We start from the raw sequence: 21066 nt of genomic DNA on the forward strand, positions 1-21066 counted from the left end.
CTGGCCAGTTCAGTCCCAGCCCATAGACACAGCGCACTGTGCGAACCCGAACCGTGAGGACCTGTCATGCGAGAAACCCTCCCTGAGGGCGCCCACCTGCGCCCCATACAGATGACCGTAAATGGCACACAGCAGGCGCTGGATGTACTGCCGTGGACGACCTTGCTCGACCTGCTGCGCGAACAACTCGACCTGGTCGGCAGTAAAAAAGGCTGCGACCACGGCCAATGCGGCGCCTGTACGGTCATACGAGACGGGCGGCGGATCAACGCCTGCCTGACCTTGGCAGTCATGTGCGACGGGGCCAAGGTGGTCACTGTCGAAGGGCTGGCCCACGGCGAAAAACTCCATCCCATGCAGCGCGCCTTCATCACCCATGATGCCTTCCAATGCGGCTACTGCACGCCTGGGCAGATCTGCTCGGCTATCGGCATGGCTTACGAAGGGCGCGCCGAAACGCGTGTCGACATCCGTGAACAGATGAGCGGCAACCTGTGCCGCTGCGGCGCCTACAGCAACATCGTGGCAGCCGTCGAAGAGGCGTTGCCGCTGATGAAGGAGCAAAATTCATGAGTCCGTTCAGCTACCACAAACCGACCTCGATCAGCGAGGCGTTAAGCCTCGCCAATGCTTCATCGCAGTACATTGCCGGTGGAACCAACCTTGTCGACCTCATGAAAGAAAACGTGGTGCGCCCTCAGCGTCTGATCGACATCACCGGGCTGGCCCTTGCCAACATCGAAACAACAGCCAGTGGTGGCCTGCTGATCGGCGCGCTGGTCAGCAATGCCGACCTGGCCTGGCACCCAGCCATCCAGCAGCACTATCCCTTGCTGGCCGATGCCATCCTGGCCGGCGCCTCCGCGCAATTGCGGAACATGGCCAGCACGGCCGGCAATCTGCTGCAACGCACGCGCTGTTACTACTTTTACGACACCGGCACACCTTGCAACAAGCGCGATCCCGGCAGCGGCTGCCCGGCACGCACCGGTCTGAACCGTATTCATGCCATCCTCGGCGCCAGCGATGCCTGCGTCGCGACCCACCCTTCGGACATGTGCGTCGCCCTGGCTGCACTCGAGGCGGTGGTGCATGTGCAAGGCCCTGCCGGGAATCGCCAGATCGCATTCAGCGATTTCCATCGTCTGCCAGGCGCTGAGCCGGCGCGGGACAACCACCTGCGCCCGGCAGAGCTCATCACCGCCATCGAGCTGCCGCCACCGGCGTTTGCACAGCACTATCGCTACCTCAAGGTTCGCGATCGCGCCTCTTTTGCCTTCGCGCTGGTATCGGTGGCGGCTGCCTTGACCTTCGATGCAGGGCTGATCCGGGACGCCCGCGTGGCATTGGGTGGGGTGGCCCACAAGCCTTGGCGGGACCCGGCGGTGGAAGCTGGCCTGCGTGGTCAGCTCGCATCCGTTGCACTTTTCACGCGTACAGCCGAACGCCTGTTGCAGGGTGCCAGCCCTCTCAGCCATAACGGCTTCAAGATCAAGCTCGCGCAACGGGCCATTGTCCGGGCGTTGAGTGACGCGGCTTTTGGCGCAACGGATCAGGGAGCGACGGCATGAACAAGGTTATCGGAACGCCTCTGGACCGTGTGGATGGCGTGGCGAAAGTCACCGGGCAGGCGCGTTACGCAGCGGACTTCCCTGAAGCCGGGCTGCTGCATGGCAGCGTGGTGTCCAGCACCATCGCCCGTGGGCGAGTGTTGCGCATAGACAGCACGCGGGCACTGCAGGTGCCGGGCGTGGTTGCCGTGCTGGACCATGGCAACCGGCCTCGTATTTCCAGTTACGATGACGATTACAACGACGCCGACGCTGCCGAAGGGGCGCCATTCCGCCCCTTGTTCAATGACCGTGTGCTGTATAGCGGCCAGCCCCTGGCGCTGGTGGTGGCACAATCGCTTGAAATAGCGCGCTATGCCGGTTCGCTGGTAGTGATCGAATACACGCCGGACACTCACCAGTCCGACTTGCTGAGCGTGATGGGCTCCGCACATGAGGCGCCTGCGCAAACGCCCGGGCCCCGAGGCGATTTTGCCGGGCAATTTGCCAACGCAGCGGTGGCCATTGACGCCACCTACCTCACCGCCAACGAACATCACAACCCGATGGAGCCCCACGCGTCGACGGTGTTCTACCAAGTCGACGGCAAGCTGGAGATCCATGACAAGACCCAGGGTACGCAAAACTGCCAAGACTACCTGCATAATGTGTTCGGTTTGCCCAAAGATCAGCTCAGGGTAAAGGCAGCATTCGTCGGGGGTGCCTTCGGCTCGGGGTTACGCCCGCAATATCAGTTGACCCTGGCGGTAATGGCCGCCCTGTACCTGAAACGTTCTGTGCGTGTCACCCTCAGTCGCCAGCAGATGTTTACCTTCGGCTATCGCCCGCGCACCCAGCAGCGGCTGCGCCTGGGCGCCGACAGTAATGGCAGGTTGCAGGCGATCGCCCACGATGCCATCGGCCAGACGTCGCGTTTCGAGGACTTCACCGAACACCTGGTGGAATGGAGCGGCATGCTCTACCACTGCGACAACGTCGCCTTGACCTATCGCCTGGTACCGCTGGATGTCTACACCCCGCTGGACATGCGCGCACCGGGCGCGGGCTCTGGTGTGCTTGCCCTGGAATGCGCGATGGATGAACTGGCCTGGGCAGCGCAGCTCGACCCGTTGGAACTGCGTCGGCGCAACTTCGCCAGCCACAACGGCAACGAAGGCAAACCCTATTCGAGCAAGGCACTGCTGGCGTGTTACCAACAGGGCGCGCAGCGTTTTGGCTGGGCAAAGCGCCCCCTCGCTCCCGGGACGATGCGTCGCGGCAGGCAGTTGGTGGGCTGGGGCATGGCCGGTGGTGTGTGGGAAGCGATGCAGATGAAGGCCAGTGCCAAGGCGCGCCTTGACGCCCAAGGCCACCTGACCGTCAGCAGCGCAACCACCGACATCGGCACGGGCACCTACACGGTGATGACACAGATCGCAGCGGATGCTGCCGGCACTGACGTGGGCAATGTCACGTTCCTGCTTGGCGATTCCTCATTGCCGACCGCACCACTGCAGGGCGGCTCCTTCACCGTGTCTTCGGTCGGCTCGGCAGTACGCCAGGCCTGCCTGGCGCTGCGCGATTGCGTAATCGATCAGGCGCGCCGGCAACACGCCGACCTGGCGTCGCTGGCAGATTCGGCGTTCAGCTTCGCCCACGGGTGTCTGCTGGCCGGTAATCGATCGATCGGGCTCGCCGATCTGCTTGCCGGCAGCCAGCATGCGTTTTTCGAGGTGCACGTCGAGGCGCAGCCGAGTGACAAGCGCAAGCGGTATTCCAGTGCAACACATTCAGCGGTATTCGTAGAAGTGCTGGTCGACGAAGAATTGGGCACGATCAGTGTCAGCCGGGTAGTCAGTGCCGTCGCCGCAGGGCGCGTCATCAACCCGAAAACCGCTCGCAGCCAGATTCTTGGAGGCGTGGTCTGGGGGCTGGGCATGGCGCTGCAGGAGCAGGCACAAACCGACCATCAGCTGGGGCGAATCCTCAACCACAACCTTGCCGAGTACCACATACCCGTCAACGCCGACATAGCGGATATCGACGTGATATTCGTGGAGGAGCATGACGAGGTGGTGAATGAGCTGGGTTCCAAAGGGGTGGGAGAGATCGGTATCGTTGGCGTGGCGGCGGCCGTGGCCAATGCCATTTACCATGCCACCTGCAAGCGTGTGCGAACATTCCCGATCACGCTGGACACGCTGCTTTGACCCCACCTGGAGTACCTCATGCCACGCCTTGGTTTCGCCTGCATGTACCGCCACCCGCACCGCAGCCTGACGATCAAGGCGCTGGAAACCATCGAGCGTACCTTCAACCCACGCACCACCACCCTGCGCTGGATGACCGGCGCGGGCGAAGCGGCTGCTCGGGCCAAGCTACTGGAGCTGGTACAGCACAACCTCGATGCCCAGTTGCGCCTGCTGGCCTATGTCAGCGAGCTGCAGCCCATGCTGCGCATGTTGCGCCTGAGCAGCGACCTGCTGCCGCTGTACAGCCACCCAGCCGTTGCCCCGCTATACCGTGAGCCAGCCCTCCAGTTACTGATGGTCGAACGCTTCGCCGCCATCGGCCAGCTGGCCCGTGAGCAGAACATTCGCTTGTCCTTCCACCCGGGCCAGTATTGCGTGCTCGGTTCGGACCGTGCCGAAGTCGTAGAGAACAGCCTGGCCGAGTTCGAATACCACGGCGACATGATCCGTATGATGGGTTTTGGCCAGACCTTCCAGGATTTCAAGTGCAACGTGCACATTGCCGGACGCCTGGGTGCGGCGGGCATCCGCCAGGTGTGGCCACGGCTGTCGCAGGTGGCGCGTAACGTGATTACCTTCGAGAACGATGAAAAAACCTACGGTGTCGATGACTGCCTGGCGGTGGCCGACCTGGCGCCCGTGGTGCTGGATATCCACCATTGCTGGATCCATGAGGGCGACTATATAGCCCCGAACGACCCGCGCGTCGAGCGCATCATTGCCAGTTGGCGGGGCGTGCGGCCAGTCATGCATTATTCACAGCCGCCCGAGCACCTGCAGGCGCTTGGTTTTGACGCTGGAACCAAGCTGACCCTTCCGGCACTGCTGGACAAGGTCAACAAGCGCGACCTGTACGCGCACAGTGCGCAGATGTGGAACGACTGGACCAACCGCTACGCGCTGCAGTTTCTCGAGCGGTTCGACATCATGTTCGAGGCCAAGGACAAAAACCTGGCCACGCTGGACTATTACTGCCGCTACGTCGCCTGATGCCTTGGCCGCGGCATGCACTCAACCAATGCCGACAATATCGGCATCATCGGCATCGCGGCAGCGGTTGCGGCACACGCATTCGAATTCCGCTTGGGCACGGGTGGAAAAGTTCAGGCTCAGGCGCACCTTGTCATGCGTGTCATAAAGGTCATAGCCCTCCCCCAACGCGGCGGGAAAACCGAGCCGCCGAGGGTAGACCTCTTTCTGGATTGGCACTGCGGGAACCACAACGAAACGCGTCTGCATGATCATCCCTCTTCGGCAGTGCTTAAGTATTAGTACCGCTATGTGAAAGCATCAAGATGACTCATGCAATATTTTGGGTCAGCTACAAATCTTCGCTGCGATGAGTGCACAAAAAACCAGCAGGCAAATAACCCCGACGCCGTAGAACAGCGTGCGCCATGGCTGCAGGCCGAACAGATAGGCCAGCGTATGCAATACCCTGGCAAAGGTGAACGTAATGCTCAGCCAGAGTATCGGTTGCGCGGGTGCGTTCAGCGCCACAGCCAGCCCGCCAAGGGAGCTGTGTGGAAACCGGGCGCGCCAAGGCCAGCCCAAGCACCTTGCATGCTCTGTTATCGGCGCTTGGTGCGCCGCTGGAGCACTGCAACGCGGTATTCGTCGCCGCCGGGTACGCACCCCGCTACGCCGCCTCGCCGCTCGATGCGCCAGAACTGGCATTGGTGAATACTGCAATCGAACACATCCTGCAGGTGAACAACCCTGCACCGGCGATCGTCATCGACAGCAACTGGGATGTGATCGCCGCCAATACCAGCACCGGGCTGCTGCTGGCCATGGCCGGCGTGACCGCACAGCCGGCGACCGGCCTTAATCTGCTGCAGACACTGCTGTGCCCAGGCGGGCTGGGTGACCACTTGGCCAATGCGCCAGAAATCCGCGCTGCGGCCTGGCAACGCGCGTCCAGGGAGGCCGCCGGCAACCCGGTGCTGGCAGCGCGCATGCGTAGCTTGCCGGCCCCGGGCAGCCCACTGGATGCGGCAGCGGCCACACCCGTGCTGCTGACCCGTTTGACCACCGCCTATGGCGAACTGGGCTTTTTGTCCACGTTTACCACCTTCGGCATGCCGCAGGACATCACGGTGCAATCGCTGCGCATCGAGCACTTGATCCCCGCTGACGCCCAGACCCGGCAAAGGATGCAGGCGGCCTTCGACCAGTGGTCGGCCATTGATCAACAACCGTAACCACAGCCCTTGGCACAGCGCTGACACCGCCCGCCAGAGCGCGACGGCTAGGCGACGCGCTGTGCCTGGGGCAGTATCGTGCGGGTAACGGTATCTTCCTGCAAACGTTGCAAGCGTCGCGCCAGCAACCCGGAAAACACCAGCACCGGGATCAATGCGCACAGGGCCGCAAGCCACAGCAGTTCGCTATAGCCCTGGCTGAGCAACTTGCCGGCCAGCGCCGGCCCGGCCATGGAGCTCAAGGCGAAGGCGCCCGGAATCAACATGATCGATCGGCCGCTGCTGTCCAGGCGGGCAATGGCTGCCGTCTGATAAACGCAGCCCCAGGTGAAGCCTACCTCCCAGATCCAGGCCCCCAGGGCATAGCTCAGAAAGCCTTCGGCATTGCCCAGCAACAACAAACCAACCCCCAACACCGCCAAAACCAGCAGATGGGGTATGCGCACACCCAAGCGGTCACCCACCAATGCCAAGGCCAGCGCCGCCGCCCCGCCCAGCAATTTCAGCACCGCAAATACAGTGCCCATTTCCGTTGGCTGCAAGGCAAGGCCATGGCCCAAGCGCTCCAGAAACGCCCAAAGGCCGATTTGCCCGCTACCAAACAGGAAGAAACACACCAAGGCCACATAGGCTGCCGGCGGAAAGGCGAAACGCGACAGCAGCGAACCCGTGTGATTCGCGCTGCTTTCAACCATGAAGTCCTGGCGCCTGGGCAACGCCAGCGCACTGACACTCAGCAGCACGATAACCACCGCCAGCATCACGGCTGCACCGGCGTACTGAAAGTGCGTAATCACCAGCGACGGCAAGGCAAACAGCACCGCTGCGACAACGCCAAGCTCGATGCCCAGGCGCATGCCCAAGGCCCGCTCCTTGTTGGCCATCTGCCCCATGATGCGCATGCCAAGGCACGTCATCAAAGCGGCAAAAAAACCGATCAGCGCCCATATCGGCAGCTGCACCGCCGCCGGTAGCCATGACGACATGCCGTACGCCGTTGCCGCGCCCAGGGCACAGGCCAAGGTCAACCAGCGCCAGTTCAGGTGGTCGATCAACATCACCGCCACCAACGTGCCGAGCAGATACCCGGCAAAGCATACCGAGCCCAGCAGGCCAACCTGCTCGATGCTGAAGCCAAGGCTGTCGACCATCGCGCCAAGCAGGATCGGCAAGGTATTGAACGGCAACCCGCCAATCGTCGAGGCAAAGCTTGCAGCCAGCATGATCGCCAGCGTCCTACGGCCACTCATGTTCATTGCGTGTTCCTGCCTGGCGGGTGATCAGTGCTTGTCGACTGTGATGATTTCACGGCGCTCGGCCATTGCGGCGGGCACGCTGGCTTCGTCCATGAAGAATTGTTCGTACCATTCGCGCAGCTGATAGACCGGGCCATCGCCCTCTGCCAGCACCGGGTTGTTGACCCGGACCTTGTGCGCCCAGATATCCACGTCCTGATAGAACGACTCACGGTTGCGCAGCACGTAATCCTGGGCCAGGGCTCGGTTCTGTTCCTCACTCCAGCCTTCGATCTTCTTGACCATGCAGCCGAAGCGCAGCTCGAAGCTGTTGGCCGTGATCGGTACATGGCAGTTGAGCAGGATCGAATGGATTTCCATGCCCTCGAAAACCGCGCGCATGCGGGTGAAGTGGGTGGCAGGCCCGTAGTAGGCCGACTCCGCTACCAGGTCGCCGCCCAGGCGCTCGGAATCGCCATGAAAGATCTGCTGTGCGATGTGGCCTTCAAAGACGTTGGCAAAATACTTGGTCGGCGTGCCATGCACCGGGCCGAAGTGCTGGGCATCCGCCAGGTTGTCGACCAGTTCACGGGGGTTGGTTTCGATGATCAGCTTGTCCATGTGCCAGTCATGCAACCACTCATCGCTGTCCTGCTCGGGCAGGTGCGGTATCACCACGTCGCTTGCCGGGGCCTTGCCTTCCGGGTTGTTCCAGACGAACAACAGGTTGTTTTCCTCGCACGTCAGCCAGCTGCGGGTTTTGGCCTTGGGCGGGATGCGCTTGCAGTAAGGGATTTCCACGCATTTGCCGCTGGCATCGTATTGCCAATGGTGGAACGGGCAGACCACCCTGTCATTCTCCAGTGTCCCGCGGGAAAGGTCTGCGCCCATGTGTGGGCAGTGTGCATCGATCACGCTGATCTGGCCGCTGGACGTGGCAAAGGCCAACAAGCGAGTGCCAAAGATGTCCAGGGTATGCAGCTGGCCGTCACGGTAGTCGGCAGCCTCACCCAGGCAATGCCAGCCTCGACCGAAGCGAGGTGCCAGAACACTGTCGACGTTGATTGCTGCGAGCTTGGTCATTGTTATTGTTCCTCGTGTGAAAATCCCCGGTAACTTGCCCGGTCAATCTTCAACGAGCAGCACCGACTGCTCATCCTCCGCATGGACTAGATGAGCAGGTCACGAGCTGTGCTTGCGGCTATCGCCAGTCGTCGACGATACCGTGTTCCAGGGCAAACGGCTGTGCAGCGATGGTGCGCCGCTGAAAGCGTGCTGCCTGCTCGCAGGTGGCCAACCACACCATCACCTGCGCTGGCACATGCGGCGGTGCCGTGCCGACGCGCAAGGCCAGCAGGCCGCTTTCGCCCAGCGTGGCCTTGAGCGCGTCGGTGGTTACTACACCGGGGTTGACCGTGTATGCCCTTATCCCCTGCCCGCCCAGTTCTGTCGCGATCACCCCGGCTGCCCTCGACACCGCGGCCTTGCCGGCACCATAGGCGTAGCCCCAGCCACCTTGCGCCGCGGCCACCGGCGGGTCGCTTTCGCCTGCGCCGGAGGTGACGTTGATCACCACACCCACGCCCTGCGCAAGCATCGCCGCCAGTACCGCCTGGGTCAGCAGCAGTGGCGCCAGCACATAACCCTTGAACACGCGTTCCAGGGTCTGTGGTTGCAATGACATGTAGGCTGCGTTCAGGTCATTGCCCTGATAGATCGCGTTGTTGACCAGCACGTCGATCCGCCCATAGGCTGCCAGCACCGCCTGGCTTGCGGCGAGCACCGAATCGCTGTCCAGCAGGTCCATCGGCACTATCAGGGCCTGGCGCCCCAGCGCACGAATGGCTGAGGCGGTGCTGTCGAGGCTGCCCGGCAACGGTACGCCCCGGGCATCGAGCAGGCGATGCTCAGCCTGCGCGCCCTCTGCTACGGTGCGCGCGCTGATGGCCACATCGAACCCCGCCCGGGCGAACGCCATTGCAGTTTCGCGCCCGATGCCGCGGCTGGCACCGGTAATGAATGCCACTTGGGTCATGGCTAGCCTCCTGCAGGCAATGGTCAGAACCGGGCCGGACGCACCATGGCATCCATGCCGCCATCAACGAAGACCACAGTGCCATGCACGAAGCTGGCCTGTGCCGACTGCAGGAATGCCACCACCTGGGCAATTTCCTCAGGGTGGCCGGAGCGCCCCATGGGCGCGACAAACTCACGCACTGCCTTGGCAAAACGCGGGTCGTTCAACGAGGCCTGGTGCAACGGTGTCTCGACTGCACCGGGGGCAACCACGTTCAGACGAATCCCTTGCTTGGCCCATTGCACAGCCTTGATGCGGGCATTGGCCGTGACGGCATACTTGGAGCAGGCGTAGGCCACGTGTGACAACTCCAGCGCATTGGCCTGCTCCAGTGCCAACGCCTCATTGCCTGCAAGCATGGCCGCAATCATCGGTTGTTGCTCTGGGTTGGCATGGGTAGCCGCGATGGAGCCAATCACCACCGCTGCCGGGGCTTGGCCTTTGGCCAAGGCATCGGCCAGGCCATCAAGCAGTTCACTGACGCCAAAGTAGTTGACCGCAATGATGGTATTGGACAGCGCGCTGGAGCCCACCCCGGCACAGCACACCAGGCCGTCGAGCACACCCCCGCTCTGCTCCAGCACCGCCGTGATGGCAGCCTGGCGCCCTTGTGCAGTGGACAGGTCGGCAACGACCTGCGCCTCTGCACGGTCGATGCCGATAACGCGATGGCCCGCGGCGCGCAGCGCCTGGCACACGGCTGCGCCGATTCCTGACGCAGAACCACTGACGGCTGTAACTGGCATAACGTACTTCCTCGATAAGTGATGGTGGGGTCGAGTATTGGTGGCGGGCCGGCCCGGCAACATCGTCCGCACGGACTAAAACGCCCCGGGCTGCAAGCAGACGCGGGGCGCTGGGGTTGTGGTAAAAGGCGCTCAGGCGCTGTGGCGCACCGGCGGGGCCAGCTTCAAGGCAGGCGCCTCGAGCCTATCGGCCGCCGACGGGGACAACCTGGGCTTTCCCAAGGCGACCACGCTGTTGAGGATGATGCGCACCAACTCCGTCTGGCGGCGTACGCCGGTCTTGGAAAAGATCGAACGCAGGTGGGCGCGGGCGGTATTGCGACGAACGTTCAACACTTCAGCGGCTTCTTCAAGCGACAGGCCGTTGGCCAGCTCCATGGCCAGGGCGGTTTCGGCACGGGTCAGGTTGAACAGCTGCTTGGTCACGGTCTCATTGGCCATGGAGCGGCCAACGGCGTCGCGTATGTACACCACCACCACCGGTTTGCTCTTGCCTTCGGCCCAGTCCTGGGTGCAGATGGACTCGACCACTACCCCCAGGTTGACGTTGCCCGAAGGCCGCGCCACCGACATCGCTTCGGCGGCGGCGCTGACTTTTTCGTTGTCCATTTCACGGGCAAATGCACTGCGCACCAACCGCTGCAGCTCACGGTTGTCGCTGGGATAGGTGGCCTCCAGGCGACCACCGACCATCTTCAGGCCGTCTGCGCGGTCAAGCAGCTCTCTGGCCACCGGGTTCAGGCGCAGCACGCTTCCGTTCTGGTCAAGCACGATGGTGGCCACCGACAGCCGGCTGATCGCCTGGGAGTACAGCTCACTGATCGACTCACTTCGGTCGAGCAGGTTGTGCACATGCATGGCCCGGCGCAGATGCGGCAGGAACATTTCGCACAGGGCACGCTCTGCAGCGGAAAATTTCGGCACGGTTTTCGACCGGGTAATGCGAAACCGCAGCTTGCCGCCATCAGGCGTCGAGATATCAGCGCCCATGACATGGTAGATGTCCTGAGGAACGCAAAATGTCTTGAAGTAGGCCGAGCCGGTCCACTCAGCTTCGCTCATCAGGTCTTCGACGGTGAACACGCTGTCCAGCGGCTGGTTGCTGAATGGCGTCATGCCTTGCGGGTAGGCCCAGTAACTGACCTCGCCTTCACCTTCGATGTCGCCAACGACGATCATCAAGCCCATGTCCGGTTGCTCGGGTACCCGCAGGATCAGGGTCACGTAGTTGGCCTGGAACAAGCTGCGAATGTGGCGCAACGACTTGGCCATCAGCTTGTGGTCCAGCGCACCGTCGTAAAATTCGCCAACAAGCCGGTCATATTCGTCAAGCTCCAGGCCCATGTCGGCCAACGCTTGCATGCTCAAGCTGGAATTTCCCATCGCCCGTCTCCTCGCGGGCGCGGCCAAGGCCGTGCCCGTTCTTATTGTTATGATTTGACCAGTTGCGCATGCGGTGTACGGCGCGCCTTGGCCACCACGAGAGGTTTGCCCTGGTTGAACCAGGCCGCCAGCGCCGGCAGCAGGAAGATCGCACCCAGCACATTTACCAGAAACATGAATGAAAGCAATACCCCCATGTCAGCCTGGAACTTGAGCGGCGCAAAGGCCCAGGTGCACACGCCGATCGACATGGTCAGGGCGGTGAAAACCGCCGCCGTGCCGCGCTGGCACATGGCCTGGTAGAACGCCTGGCGCAAGTCGGCTCCTTCAGCCATCTCGTGCTGAATGCGCTCATACAGGTAGATGCCGTAGTCCACCCCTACCCCCACGCCCAGTGCCATCACCGGTAGCGTCGCGACCTTCAGGCCGATACCCAGCATCGCCATCAGTGCATTGCACAGCACCGCCACGATCGCCAGCGGCACCAGGATGCACAGTACTGCGCGCAGTGAACCGAACGTCAGCCAGCAGAACAACCACACCGACCCGAACAACGCCACCAGCATCACCACTTCGGCACGCTTGACGGAATCGTTGGCAGCTGCCATCACCCCGACGTTGCCCCCGCCCAGAACAAACTCGATTTCCGGCACCTGGACCTGGGCGATGATGCGTTTGGCCTCACTCACCACATGGGCCACGGTGGCGCCATCGTGATCGGTCAGGAACACCAGGATCTGCATGCGCTGGCAGCCATCGGTCACCAGGCCGTCATCCGGTACATAGGCCCGGGCGCCCTGGCTCAAGCCGCGGGACGAGCCCGGAATCGCGGCCCAGCGCGGGTTGCCTTCGTTGTTGCCGGCGATCACGGTCTTGCCGAACCCGGCCACGCTCTGCACCGACTGCACCCCGGCGACACTGCGCATCTGGAAATCGAACGCCTCTACCGCACGCATCACCGCTGGCGACAGGCAGGCCTCTTCCACTCCCTGCGCCTGGACGAACACAGCCAGCACATCCAGGCCAATGGAGTAACTGCCAATGATGCTGGCGTTGTCCAGGTTGTAGCGCGAGTCGGCACGCAGTTCCGGGGCACCTGCACCGACATCGCCCACCTCCAGCTGCCGCGCCTTGACCACGGCAACACCCAGCAACATCAGGCTGACCACCAGCACCGCCAGCGCCGGACGCGGTTCGGCCAGCGCCGACAGTCGCCACCACAGCGGATGCCGCGGCGCCTGCCGCACCTGGTTCAGCGCCCCACGCCCCAGGCGCAAGTGAGAAATGATGATCGGCAACATCAGCTTGTTGGTGACGATCATCAGCATCACCCCGATACACGCGGTTACGCCCAGTTCATGCACGATCGGGATATCGATCAGCATGATCACGGCAAAACCCAAGGCATTCATCAACAGCGCCAGCGAGCCCGGAATAAAGATCTTGCAGAAGGCCAGCCGTGCGGCCTGCAACGCATCCTTGCCGGCCAGCACTTCCTGTTTCCAGGCGTTGGTCATCTGCACCGCATGCGATACCCCGATGGAGAAAATCAGGAACGGCACCAATATCGACATCGGGTCGATGCCCAGCCCCATCAGCGGCAGCAGGCCCAGCAGCCACACCACGGGTAACAACGCCACCAGCAAGGCGACCACGGTCAGGCGCAGCGAGCGTGAATACAGCCACAGCAACACGCCGGTGATCAGGAACGCGACGGCAAAGAACCCCATCACCGTCATCAAGCCATCAACCACGTCGCCCACCAGCTTGGCGAAACCGACGATGTTGATTTCAACCTGGTCGCTGCTGTATTTGGCGCGAATAGCCTCCAGGCGCTGGGCCACATCAACGTAATCGACAGCGGTGCCCGTTTGCGGGTCGGTGTCCTGAAGGTCGGCACGCACCATCGCCGACTTCAGGTCGTTGGCCACCAGGCGGCCGACTTGCCCGGAACGCGCGGCATTGTTGCGCACCTGGGCCAAGTCCTGTTGGGTGCCGGTAAAGCGCGGCGGCACCACCACATCGCCAAAAAAGCCGTCTTCGGTGATCTCGATGTAGCGCACATTGGCCGTGAACAGGGAGGTCACACTGGCGCGGCTGACGCCGTTGATGAAGAACACATCGTCAGTGACCTTGCGCAGGGTGTCGAGAAACTGCGGGTTGTAGATATCGCCCTCGCCTTTCCAGCGCACACTGACCAGGAAGCGATTGGCACCCGTGAAGTATTGGCTGAACTCCAGGAAGTTGAGCATGTACTCATGACGCACCGGGATCTGCTTGTTGAACCCGGGGTCGAGCCGGGTATGCGTGGCGCTGTAGCCCAAGCCCAGGGTCAGCAGCACGAACAGGGTCAACAGCGACTTGCGGTGGGCCAGCAACAGGTCGGCGCAGCGCTCGACCGTGCGTGTCACCCAGGTATCAGCGTGCTTCATGAAGCGACTCCCCTTGATTCAGGGCGGCAACAGGATTGCCGTTCCCCTGGAACACACCACGCTCGCCAGCCACCAGCACCTGGCCGGTGCCGACGACAATGGCTGAGGTCAGCGTGCCCAACCCCGCTTGACGCTGGCTTGCCAGCAGGCGCCCCTTGCCATCCAGGCGCACCATCGCACTGCCGGCACCCACAATCAGTACCCCGGCGTCACCGGGTAACAGCACATGCCCATATAGCGGTTGGCTGCTGTCGACCTTGATGGCTTGCCATGTCTCGCCAAAGTTGTCGGTAACGAACACATTGCCGCGCATGCCATAGGTGACCCAGCGCTCAGCGCTGAGGCGCACCACGCCAAACAGTGAACCGTTGTAGAACGCAGGCAACTGCTGCCAGTGCTGGCCACTGTCGGCGCTGCGCATAACCAGCCCCTGCTCACCTACCAGCATGCGCCGCCCGGTACGGTCGCCGTCCATTGCGTTGAGGTGCGCGCGGTCAACCGGCAACAGCAGTGCCTGCCAGCTCGCCCCGGCGTCGTCAGACTGGTAGAACTTGCCGTAGCTGCCGAACGCAAACACCTGTTGCCCGCTCGCGGCCCAGGCACCAAGCAGCGGCTCGCCGGTGTCAGCTTCCAGATGAACTTCCTGCCAGCTGGCGCCGGCATCCTGTGAGCGCAGGATCCAGCCGTCCTGGCCCACCGCAACCAGGTGTTCGCCATCAAGTGCGGCCAGGCCGGTGAGTGAGATATGACGTTGCGGTTGAACCGTGGCTTGCTGCCAGGTTTGCCCGCGGTTTTCGCTGATGAGGATGGTGCCCCGCTCGCCGACAGCAACCTGGCGCTTGCCCAGGTTGAGCAGGCCGTTGACCTGCATGCGAGCGGTGTTCAGCTCGGTATCGGCAACAGGCTTTGGCTCACGAGGCGTAAATGCCAGTGCAACCACCCCGGCGACCGTGATGCACACCAGATAAGCAATCAGTTGGCGCATGGGCGACTCCTTGCAGCAACATCCAGGCGCTCGACAATCTCCATACGGCCACCCTCTTGTTCTTGTAGTAGTGAATCGCTACCCCCACGGGGCAGCGCTTACAACCGGTGTTGACTGAGGTGTGTAGATAGTCGGCCTGCCTGGCTGCCGGGGCATCGTCCAAATGGCCTAACCCGGCAACTGGCATGCCGATTCCCGATCAGCTGATTTCAAACAGCCCCGCGGCCCCCATGCCGCCGCCAATGCACATGGCCACTATCACGTAGCGCACGCCCCGGCGGCGCCCTTCAAGCAGCGCATGGCCGACCATGCGTGCCCCCGACATTCCAAACGGGTGGCCGATGGCAATGGCCCCGCCATTGACGTTCAGGCGCTCTGGGGCAATGCCCAGGGCATCGCGACAGTGCAGTACCTGGCATGCGAAAGCCTCGTTGATTTCCCACAGGCCGATGTCGGCGACCGTCAGCCCGAAACGCTTGAGCAGCTTGGGTACCGCCAGCACGGGCCCAATGCCCATTTCCTCGGGCGCACAACCGGCCACCGCGATACCGCGGTAGACGCCTAACGGCTGCAGGCCGTGCTGAACAGCCTGGGCACGGCTCATCAGCAGGCTGGCCGAGGCACCATCAGAAAATTGCGAGGCATTGCCGGCGGTAATGAACTCACCCTGGGTAACCCATTGGCCGTTCTTCCACACCGGGTTCAACGCCGCCAGGTCTTCGGCCCGGGTCGAGGGGCGGTTGCACTCGTCGCGATCAGCCAGCACCTGCTGGTGCCCGGCCGGCTGGCCCTCTTTGTCAAACAGTTGCTGCTGCGCAGTCAGGGGCACGATTTCGTCAGCGAACAAACCATCGCGTTGCGCTGCGGCCGTACGCTGCTGGCTTTGCAGTGCGTAGTCATCCTGCGCCGCGCGGCTGATGCCGTAGCGGCGCGCGACGATCTCGGCGGTTTCTATCATCGGGATATAGGCGGCAGGCGTGCACGCCAGCACGGCCTGCGACTGGTTGCGGTAGGTGTTCTTGTGCTTGTTCTGGGTCAGCGACAACGACTCGACGCCACCGGCGACAACAATGTTCATTTCACCGGCCAGAATGTTCTTTGCCGCCACGCCGATGCTCATCAGGCCAGAGGCGCACATCCTGTCCAGGGCCATGCCTGGCACGCTCTCGGGCAAGCCGCCGGTGTAGGCACACAGCCTGCCGATGTTGTAGCCCTGGGTACCTTGCTGCACGGCGGCGCCCATGATCACATCCTCCACCGAGGCCGGCTCGATGCCGGCACGCGCCACCACGGCACGCACCACATGCCCCCCCAGCACCGGCGCCTCTGTGTCATTGAACGAGCCGCGGAAGGATTTGGTCAGCGCAGTACGCGCCGTGGCAACGATAACAACGTCATTCATGCTCATGTTCAGGCTCACTCGGTTACGGGGTTGAAGGTGTAGCGGCTGATGGTGTCGACCACGCAGCCGGGGCGCTCGGCGCCTTCGATCTGTACGGTGATGCGCACCACCACCTGCACCGCGGTATCGATCACCTGGGCGCTGACAAGCTGGCCGTGGCCGCGCACACGGCTGCCTACACGCACTGCCGCCGGAAAGCGCACGCGGTCAGTGCCGTAGTTCACGCCCATGGCCATGTTCTCCAGGGTCATCAGTTGCGGCATGAACAGGTTGGCCAGGGCCAGGGTCAGGTAACCGTGGGCGATGCACGCGCCGAACGGGCCGCTGGCCGCACGCGCCGGGTCGACGTGAATCCATTGCCGGTCGCCGGTTGCCTCGGCGAACAGGTTGACCCGCGCCTGGGTCATTTCCAGCCACTCGGTCACGCCCAGGTCCAGGCCCTGGGCGGCCAAAAGCTGCGCTGCACTGCTGAATCGTGTGCTCATTGCCTACCCTCACGCCTGTTGGGAACTGACCGACAGCACTTCGCCGACCATGTACGAGGCGTAATCGCTGGCCAGGAACACCATCACATTGGCGACTTCCCACACCTCGGCTGCGCGGCCAAAGGCCTCACGGCCGGCCAACTGGCCCAGCAGTTCCTCACTGGCAGCCTTTTTCAGGAAGTCGTGCAAGGCGATCGACGGCGACACCGCATTGATGCGCACCCCATGCTCGGCGGCCTCCAGGGCACTGCAGCGGGTCAACGCCATGACCCCGGCCTTGGCCGCGGCGTAATGCGCCTGCTCCTTCTGCGCGCGCCAGCCCAGCACCGAGGCGTTATTGACGATTGCCCCGCTACCGCGACGCTGCATGTGGGGCAACATTGCCCGGGTCATGCGGAAGGTGCCGGAGAGGGTGACGTCGATGACCCGCAGCCATTCTTCGTCGCTCATATCGACCACACGCTTCTGGCCACCGAGGCCTGCGTTGTTGATCAGCACATCGACGCCACCCAGTGCCTGTTCAGCGGCACTGACCAGCGCCTGCACCTCGGCCTCGACGGTGACGTCGCATAACTGGCCGTACACGGCCTGCAAGCCGGTGTCGGCCTTCAACTGCTCAACCGCCTGTTCCAGGCGACGCGGGTGGACATCGGACACCATCAATGCCCGGCAACCTTCTTCGGCGCAGCGCTTGGCTGCGGCATAGCCGATGCCGGCGCCAGCAGCGGCTGTAATGAGTACGGACTTGCCCGCCAGCAACTGGTGGCCGGGCACATAAGGAGGGGCTTGCTTCACGATGTATACCTCTGACGGATAAGCTTTCCGACAGGTATAAGGCTCGCGATCATCGGGCACATCGTCAAAACGGACGGGGTGTTCGCCCTGCCTTAAGCGTCGCCAATGCAATCGAGCGCCGCCCGCGCGGCGCTTCGCGGCACAAGGCCGCTCCCACATCTGTTTCGGGCCAATTAAACCTGTGCCTGTGGCACGCGCCCCCTGGGTGCATGGCTGGAGATTGATGAAAAGCGGCGGCACCCCCTTCAATATCGAAGGGAACAAACAAGGCGGCCAGCGGTGAAATCACAGGAGTGATTGGCCCGAAACAGACTGTGGGAGCGGCCTTGTGCCGCGAAGCGCCGCGCGGGCGGCGCTCGGTCTCACAGGCGCTGCAATACCCAAGGCATACGCTCAGCTGCCCCAGACTTTCTGTGCCTTGGGCGCTTCGTCGAGAATGGCTGCTACCACATCACCCACCTCGCCCACCTCCCAGCGCGCGCCTTTGTCACGCGTCACACCGGTGCGCCAACCGTCGCCCAGGGAAATCCGCCCGCCCTGGCTTTCAAACAGCTGGCCGCTGACGTGCCCGGACTCGACACTGCCCAGCCACACCACCAAAGGCGCAACGTTGTCTGCCGCCCAGGCGTCGAAGCTGTCGTCTTCGGGTTTCTTGACCATGTCCGGCATCGCGCTCTCGGTCATCGCGGTACGCGCCGCCGGCGCCAGGGCATTGGCAGTGACTCCGTAGCGGCCCAGCTCTGCCGCCTGTACCAGCGTCAGTGAAGCAATACCGCCTTTGGCAGCCGAATAGTTGGACTGCCCGATCGAGCCCTGCAGGCCCGCACCAGAGCTGGTATTGATGATGCGCGCAGCCACAGGCGAACCGGCCTTGGCAAGGTCCCGCCAACGCCGGCCAAGGATGTTGGCCAGGCAATAATGGCCTTTGAGGTGCACGCGCATCACTTGGTCCCAGTCTTCTTCGGACAAGCTGATGAACATGCGATCGCGCAAGACCCCGGCGTTATTGACCAGCACATGGACTTCACCAAACGCTGCCAGCGCGGCATCCACAATCTGCTGCGCCGTGTTCAGGGTGGTGATGTCGCCATCGTTGGCAATGGCCTGGCCACCCTTGGCACAGATCTCGGCGGCAACCGCCTGTGCGGCGTCAGCACGGATGTCGTTGACCACCACATTGGCGCCTTCGGCGGCAAATGCCAGTGCATAGGCACGGCCCAGGCCGCCACCAGCGCCGGTGATGATCACGGTACGGGCGTCACAAATACCCATGGAGGTGCTCCTGTTGTTGGGTGTAGGCGGCTTCAGAGCCGTTCGATGATGCTGACGTTGGCCTGGCCACCGCCCTCGCACATGGTTTGCAGCCCGTATCGCCCGCCCGTGCGCTCCAGCGCATGCAGCAAGGTGGTCATCAGGCGCGCCCCGGTGGCCCCAAGCGGGTGGCCGAGGGCGATGGCGCCACCGTGGACGTTGGTGCGCGCAGGGTCGTAATCCAGTTCCTTGGCCCAGGCCATTACCACCGAGGCGAAGGCTTCGTTGATCTCCACCAGGTCGATGTCGGCCATGCGCATGCCGGCCTTCTTCAGCGCCGCGCGGGTTGCGGCAATCGGCGCGGTGAGGTGCCAGATCGGGTCATCACCCAGCACCGACAAATGGTGAATACGCGCCCTGGGGGTCAGGTTGTAGCGTTTCAGCGCTGCCGCCGAAACCACCAGCAAGGCCGCGGAGGCGTCGCAGGTCTGGCTCGATACCGCCGCCGTAATCGACGGGTACTCCGGGCTTACCGGTTCCAGGCTGGCCATTTTTTCCAGGCTGCTGACACGCGGCGTTTCATCGTGTGCCAGCCCCTGGCATGCCACGATTTCCCGCGCGAAGTAACCCGCATCGGCTGCGGCCAATGCCCGCGCGTGGCTTTGTAACGCGAACGCTTCCATGGCCTGGCGGCTAAGCTGCCAGTGATCGGCAATGCGCTGCGCCGCATAGAACTGGTTGACCGGCTGGTTGCCGAAGCGCGCCTGCCAACCCAGGCTGCCGGAAAACGGGTCGCTGAAACCCAGCGGCTGGCCGGCCAGCATGGCCGATGAAATGGGGATTTGCGTCATGGTCTGCACCCCGCCCACCGCCACCACATCCTGGGTACCACTCATCACCGCCTGGGCGGCAAAGTGCAGCGCCTGCTGCGAAGAACCGCACTGGCGGTCCACCGTGGTGCCCGGCACGTTCAGCGGCAAGCCGGCGGCCAGCCAACTGGTCCGGGCGATGTCGCCGGCCTGCGAGCCGATGGCGTCGACACAGCCGAAAATGACATCGTCATAGTCTTCGGCCGGTACGGCATTGCGCTCGACCAGCGCCTTCAGGACGTGTGCGCCCAGGTCAATCGCATGCACGTGGGCAAGGCTGCCCTTACGCTTGCCGGTAGGGCTGCGCAGGGCGTCGACAATATAGGCTTCGGGCATGGCTCAATCCTCGAATGTTGCGCCAGGCCCAAGCCGGGCCTGATCACTGAGCACGTAGGCGGCGACACGGGACTTGTGCGTGGCACGGTCACCCCAGGACGGGTCGAGCGACCACACCCGTTTCATGAACATCTGCAGGTCGACCTCCCAGGTGTAACCCATCGCCCCGTGCACCTGGATACCGTGGCGGGCGGCCAGCCAACTGGCCTCGCAGCAGGCCAGCCTGGCCTGCGAAACATACACATCTGCGCCTTGCTCGCCCTTGCTCAGCGCGTAAGCGGCCCGGTACAGCACAGGCTTGGCAAATTCGATCTTGCTGGCAATATCGGCCAAGTGGTGCTTCACCGCCTGGAAACTGCCAATCGGCTTGCCGAACTGCTTGCGCTGGGCCACGTAGTCTACCGACAGGTCGAGTATCCGCTGGGCCAGGCCCAGCAGCTGGCCGGCTACCGACAAGGCACCGCGGTTCAGCGTTTCGGCCCACAGCGCGCGGCCCTGCTCGCCGCCGACCAGGCGCGTGTCGGGGCTGGGGTTCCAGCTGACCTTGCCCAGCCGCCGCGAGGCATCGATACTGGCGTTGGGCTGCACATCCACCTGCGCACGCGGCACCGCGTGTACCTCATCGCCATGGGCCAGAATCAACCACTCGGCCAACGGTGCATCGGGCACCAGCGGGTTGATCGGGTGGCCAATGGCGATGCGCACGCTGCCGTCGGCAATGCGCGGCAACAAGCTGGCTTTCACCGGGCAGCCGGGAGGCAGGCCGTTCAACAGGCCCGTTACCACATAGGCGGTATCGGCCAGTGAATCGGGGATGGCGTAGTACCCCAGCTCCTGGGTCATCAGCGACCAGGCGACATCGTCCATGCCCAAACCGCCAAACTGCTCGGGCACCGACAACGCGGTAAGCCCTTGCTCGGCGATTTTGCCGCGTAAATCGGCAGACCGGCCGGCGTCGGTTTCCCAGATCTGGCGCAGCATTTCCGGCGCCGCCTCCGTCATCAGAAAGCGGCTGATGGCTTCACGGAAGGTGAGCTGATCATCGGTAAAGGTAAAGTCCATGG

The 21066-nt window shown here is 63.1% G+C and carries 18 protein-coding genes and 2 pseudogenes; 5 read left to right on the forward strand and 15 right to left on the reverse strand.

Going from position 1 to position 21066, the window contains the following annotated elements:
* The first annotated feature begins 66 nt into the window (after window positions 1-66).
* Genes ACIP02_RS26035 through uvsE form a run of 4 tightly spaced genes read left to right on the forward strand, consistent with a single transcriptional unit; the run spans window position 67 to window position 4792 of the window.
* On the forward strand, window positions 67-573 hold the full coding sequence (locus tag ACIP02_RS26035; RefSeq protein ID WP_400622508.1) for a (2Fe-2S)-binding protein: 507 nt from the start codon (window positions 67-69) through the stop codon (window positions 571-573).
* Window positions 570-1571 (forward strand): FAD binding domain-containing protein, encoded by a 1002-nt coding sequence (locus tag ACIP02_RS26040; RefSeq protein WP_400622510.1) that lies wholly within the window; start codon window positions 570-572, stop codon window positions 1569-1571. The genes ACIP02_RS26035 and ACIP02_RS26040 overlap by 4 nt, the downstream gene beginning before the upstream one ends.
* A complete protein-coding gene (locus tag ACIP02_RS26045; RefSeq protein ID WP_400622512.1) occupies window positions 1568-3760 on the forward strand; it encodes a xanthine dehydrogenase family protein molybdopterin-binding subunit in 2193 nt (730 codons plus the stop codon). Before ACIP02_RS26040 ends, ACIP02_RS26045 begins: the two co-directional genes overlap by 4 nt.
* A gap of 18 nt (window positions 3761-3778) precedes the next feature.
* The gene (gene uvsE, locus ACIP02_RS26050; protein ID WP_400622514.1) at window positions 3779-4792 is read left to right on the forward strand and encodes a UV DNA damage repair endonuclease UvsE; all 1014 of its coding nucleotides are present in this window, start codon (window positions 3779-3781) and stop codon (window positions 4790-4792) included.
* A gap of 21 nt (window positions 4793-4813) precedes the next feature.
* Here the strand turns inward: uvsE and ACIP02_RS26055 are convergent, their stop codons facing one another.
* Window positions 4814-5047, reverse strand: coding sequence for a hypothetical protein (locus tag ACIP02_RS26055; RefSeq protein ID WP_400622516.1), 234 nt, complete (start codon window positions 5045-5047; stop codon window positions 4814-4816).
* 72 nt (window positions 5048-5119) lie between these two features.
* A pseudogene (locus ACIP02_RS26060) lies at window positions 5120-5320 on the reverse strand (MAPEG family protein); the annotation flags it as partial.
* Between ACIP02_RS26060 and ACIP02_RS26065 the strand changes: the two are divergent.
* Window positions 5311-6006, forward strand: a pseudogene (locus ACIP02_RS26065) (transcriptional regulator); the annotation flags it as partial. The pseudogenes ACIP02_RS26060 and ACIP02_RS26065 sit on opposite strands and share 10 nt — an antisense overlap.
* A 47-nt stretch (window positions 6007-6053) precedes the next feature.
* On the opposite strand, the gene ACIP02_RS26070 reads toward ACIP02_RS26065, so the two are convergent.
* From ACIP02_RS26070 to ACIP02_RS26130, 13 genes are all read right to left on the reverse strand, one after another.
* The gene (locus ACIP02_RS26070; protein ID WP_400622518.1) at window positions 6054-7262 is read right to left on the reverse strand and encodes an MFS transporter; all 1209 of its coding nucleotides are present in this window, start codon (window positions 7260-7262) and stop codon (window positions 6054-6056) included.
* Window positions 7263-7286: 24 nt separating this feature from the next.
* Window positions 7287-8324, reverse strand: a complete 1038-nt coding sequence (locus ACIP02_RS26075; protein ID WP_400622519.1) for a Rieske 2Fe-2S domain-containing protein — start codon at window positions 8322-8324, stop codon at window positions 7287-7289.
* Between the two features lie 118 nt (window positions 8325-8442).
* On the reverse strand, window positions 8443-9276 hold the full coding sequence (locus ACIP02_RS26080) for an SDR family NAD(P)-dependent oxidoreductase (protein WP_400622521.1): 834 nt from the start codon (window positions 9274-9276) through the stop codon (window positions 8443-8445).
* Between the two features lie 23 nt (window positions 9277-9299).
* Window positions 9300-10064, reverse strand: coding sequence for an SDR family oxidoreductase (locus tag ACIP02_RS26085; protein ID WP_400622523.1), 765 nt, complete (start codon window positions 10062-10064; stop codon window positions 9300-9302).
* Window positions 10065-10196: 132 nt separating this feature from the next.
* Window positions 10197-11447: a helix-turn-helix transcriptional regulator gene (locus tag ACIP02_RS26090; protein WP_400622525.1), complete on the reverse strand. Its 1251-nt coding sequence runs from the start codon at window positions 11445-11447 to the stop codon at window positions 10197-10199.
* 47 nt (window positions 11448-11494) lie between these two features.
* Complete coding sequence (locus ACIP02_RS26095) at window positions 11495-13879, reverse strand: RND family transporter (protein ID WP_400622527.1); 2385 nt, start codon at window positions 13877-13879, stop codon at window positions 11495-11497.
* Complete coding sequence (locus ACIP02_RS26100; RefSeq protein ID WP_400622529.1) at window positions 13866-14864, reverse strand: WD40/YVTN/BNR-like repeat-containing protein; 999 nt, start codon at window positions 14862-14864, stop codon at window positions 13866-13868. The genes ACIP02_RS26095 and ACIP02_RS26100 overlap by 14 nt, the downstream gene beginning before the upstream one ends.
* 199 nt (window positions 14865-15063) lie before the next feature.
* Window positions 15064-16272 carry an acetyl-CoA C-acyltransferase gene (locus tag ACIP02_RS26105; RefSeq protein WP_400622531.1) on the reverse strand — a complete coding sequence of 403 codons (1209 nt, stop codon included), beginning with the start codon at window positions 16270-16272 and terminating at the stop codon, window positions 15064-15066.
* Window positions 16273-16280: 8 nt separating this feature from the next.
* Window positions 16281-16751 carry a MaoC family dehydratase gene (locus ACIP02_RS26110; RefSeq protein ID WP_400622533.1) on the reverse strand — a complete coding sequence of 157 codons (471 nt, stop codon included), beginning with the start codon at window positions 16749-16751 and terminating at the stop codon, window positions 16281-16283.
* Window positions 16752-16760: 9 nt separating this feature from the next.
* Window positions 16761-17546 (reverse strand): SDR family oxidoreductase, encoded by a 786-nt coding sequence (locus ACIP02_RS26115; RefSeq protein ID WP_400622534.1) that lies wholly within the window; start codon window positions 17544-17546, stop codon window positions 16761-16763.
* Between the two features lie 393 nt (window positions 17547-17939).
* Window positions 17940-18818, reverse strand: coding sequence for an SDR family oxidoreductase (locus ACIP02_RS26120; RefSeq protein WP_400622536.1), 879 nt, complete (start codon window positions 18816-18818; stop codon window positions 17940-17942).
* A gap of 32 nt (window positions 18819-18850) precedes the next feature.
* Complete coding sequence (locus ACIP02_RS26125) at window positions 18851-20002, reverse strand: acetyl-CoA C-acetyltransferase (RefSeq protein ID WP_400622538.1); 1152 nt, start codon at window positions 20000-20002, stop codon at window positions 18851-18853.
* A 3-nt stretch (window positions 20003-20005) separates the two neighbouring features.
* On the reverse strand, window positions 20006-21064 hold the full coding sequence (locus ACIP02_RS26130) for an acyl-CoA dehydrogenase family protein (RefSeq protein ID WP_400622540.1): 1059 nt from the start codon (window positions 21062-21064) through the stop codon (window positions 20006-20008).
* Window positions 21065-21066 lie beyond the last annotated feature (2 nt).

This window comes from Pseudomonas sp. NPDC089408, assembly GCF_044749445.1.
Taxonomy (GTDB): Bacteria; Pseudomonadota; Gammaproteobacteria; order Pseudomonadales; family Pseudomonadaceae; genus Aquipseudomonas.

Bases quoted from the DNA above. Each gene is read 5' to 3' on its own strand.
- ACIP02_RS26130 (WP_400622540.1), bottom strand. From the start codon at position 21,064: ATGGACTTTACCTTTACCGATGATCAGCTCACCTTCCGTGAAGCCATC.
- ACIP02_RS26080 (WP_400622521.1), bottom strand. From the start codon at position 9,276: ATGACCCAAGTGGCATTCATTACCGGTGCCAGCCGCGGCATCGGGCGC.
- ACIP02_RS26125 (WP_400622538.1), bottom strand. From the start codon at position 20,002: ATGCCCGAAGCCTATATTGTCGACGCCCTGCGCAGCCCTACCGGCAAG.
- ACIP02_RS26045 (WP_400622512.1), top strand. From the start codon at position 1,568: ATGAACAAGGTTATCGGAACGCCTCTGGACCGTGTGGATGGCGTGGCG.
- ACIP02_RS26100 (WP_400622529.1), bottom strand. From the start codon at position 14,864: ATGCGCCAACTGATTGCTTATCTGGTGTGCATCACGGTCGCCGGGGTG.
- ACIP02_RS26070 (WP_400622518.1), bottom strand. From the start codon at position 7,262: ATGAACATGAGTGGCCGTAGGACGCTGGCGATCATGCTGGCTGCAAGC.
- ACIP02_RS26090 (WP_400622525.1), bottom strand. From the start codon at position 11,447: ATGGGAAATTCCAGCTTGAGCATGCAAGCGTTGGCCGACATGGGCCTG.
- ACIP02_RS26075 (WP_400622519.1), bottom strand. From the start codon at position 8,324: ATGACCAAGCTCGCAGCAATCAACGTCGACAGTGTTCTGGCACCTCGC.
- uvsE (WP_400622514.1), top strand. From the start codon at position 3,779: ATGCCACGCCTTGGTTTCGCCTGCATGTACCGCCACCCGCACCGCAGC.
- ACIP02_RS26105 (WP_400622531.1), bottom strand. From the start codon at position 16,272: ATGAGCATGAATGACGTTGTTATCGTTGCCACGGCGCGTACTGCGCTG.
- ACIP02_RS26035 (WP_400622508.1), top strand. From the start codon at position 67: ATGCGAGAAACCCTCCCTGAGGGCGCCCACCTGCGCCCCATACAGATG.
- ACIP02_RS26110 (WP_400622533.1), bottom strand. From the start codon at position 16,751: ATGAGCACACGATTCAGCAGTGCAGCGCAGCTTTTGGCCGCCCAGGGC.
- ACIP02_RS26055 (WP_400622516.1), bottom strand. From the start codon at position 5,047: ATGATCATGCAGACGCGTTTCGTTGTGGTTCCCGCAGTGCCAATCCAG.
- ACIP02_RS26120 (WP_400622536.1), bottom strand. From the start codon at position 18,818: ATGGGTATTTGTGACGCCCGTACCGTGATCATCACCGGCGCTGGTGGC.
- ACIP02_RS26085 (WP_400622523.1), bottom strand. From the start codon at position 10,064: ATGCCAGTTACAGCCGTCAGTGGTTCTGCGTCAGGAATCGGCGCAGCC.
- ACIP02_RS26040 (WP_400622510.1), top strand. From the start codon at position 570: ATGAGTCCGTTCAGCTACCACAAACCGACCTCGATCAGCGAGGCGTTA.
- ACIP02_RS26095 (WP_400622527.1), bottom strand. From the start codon at position 13,879: ATGAAGCACGCTGATACCTGGGTGACACGCACGGTCGAGCGCTGCGCC.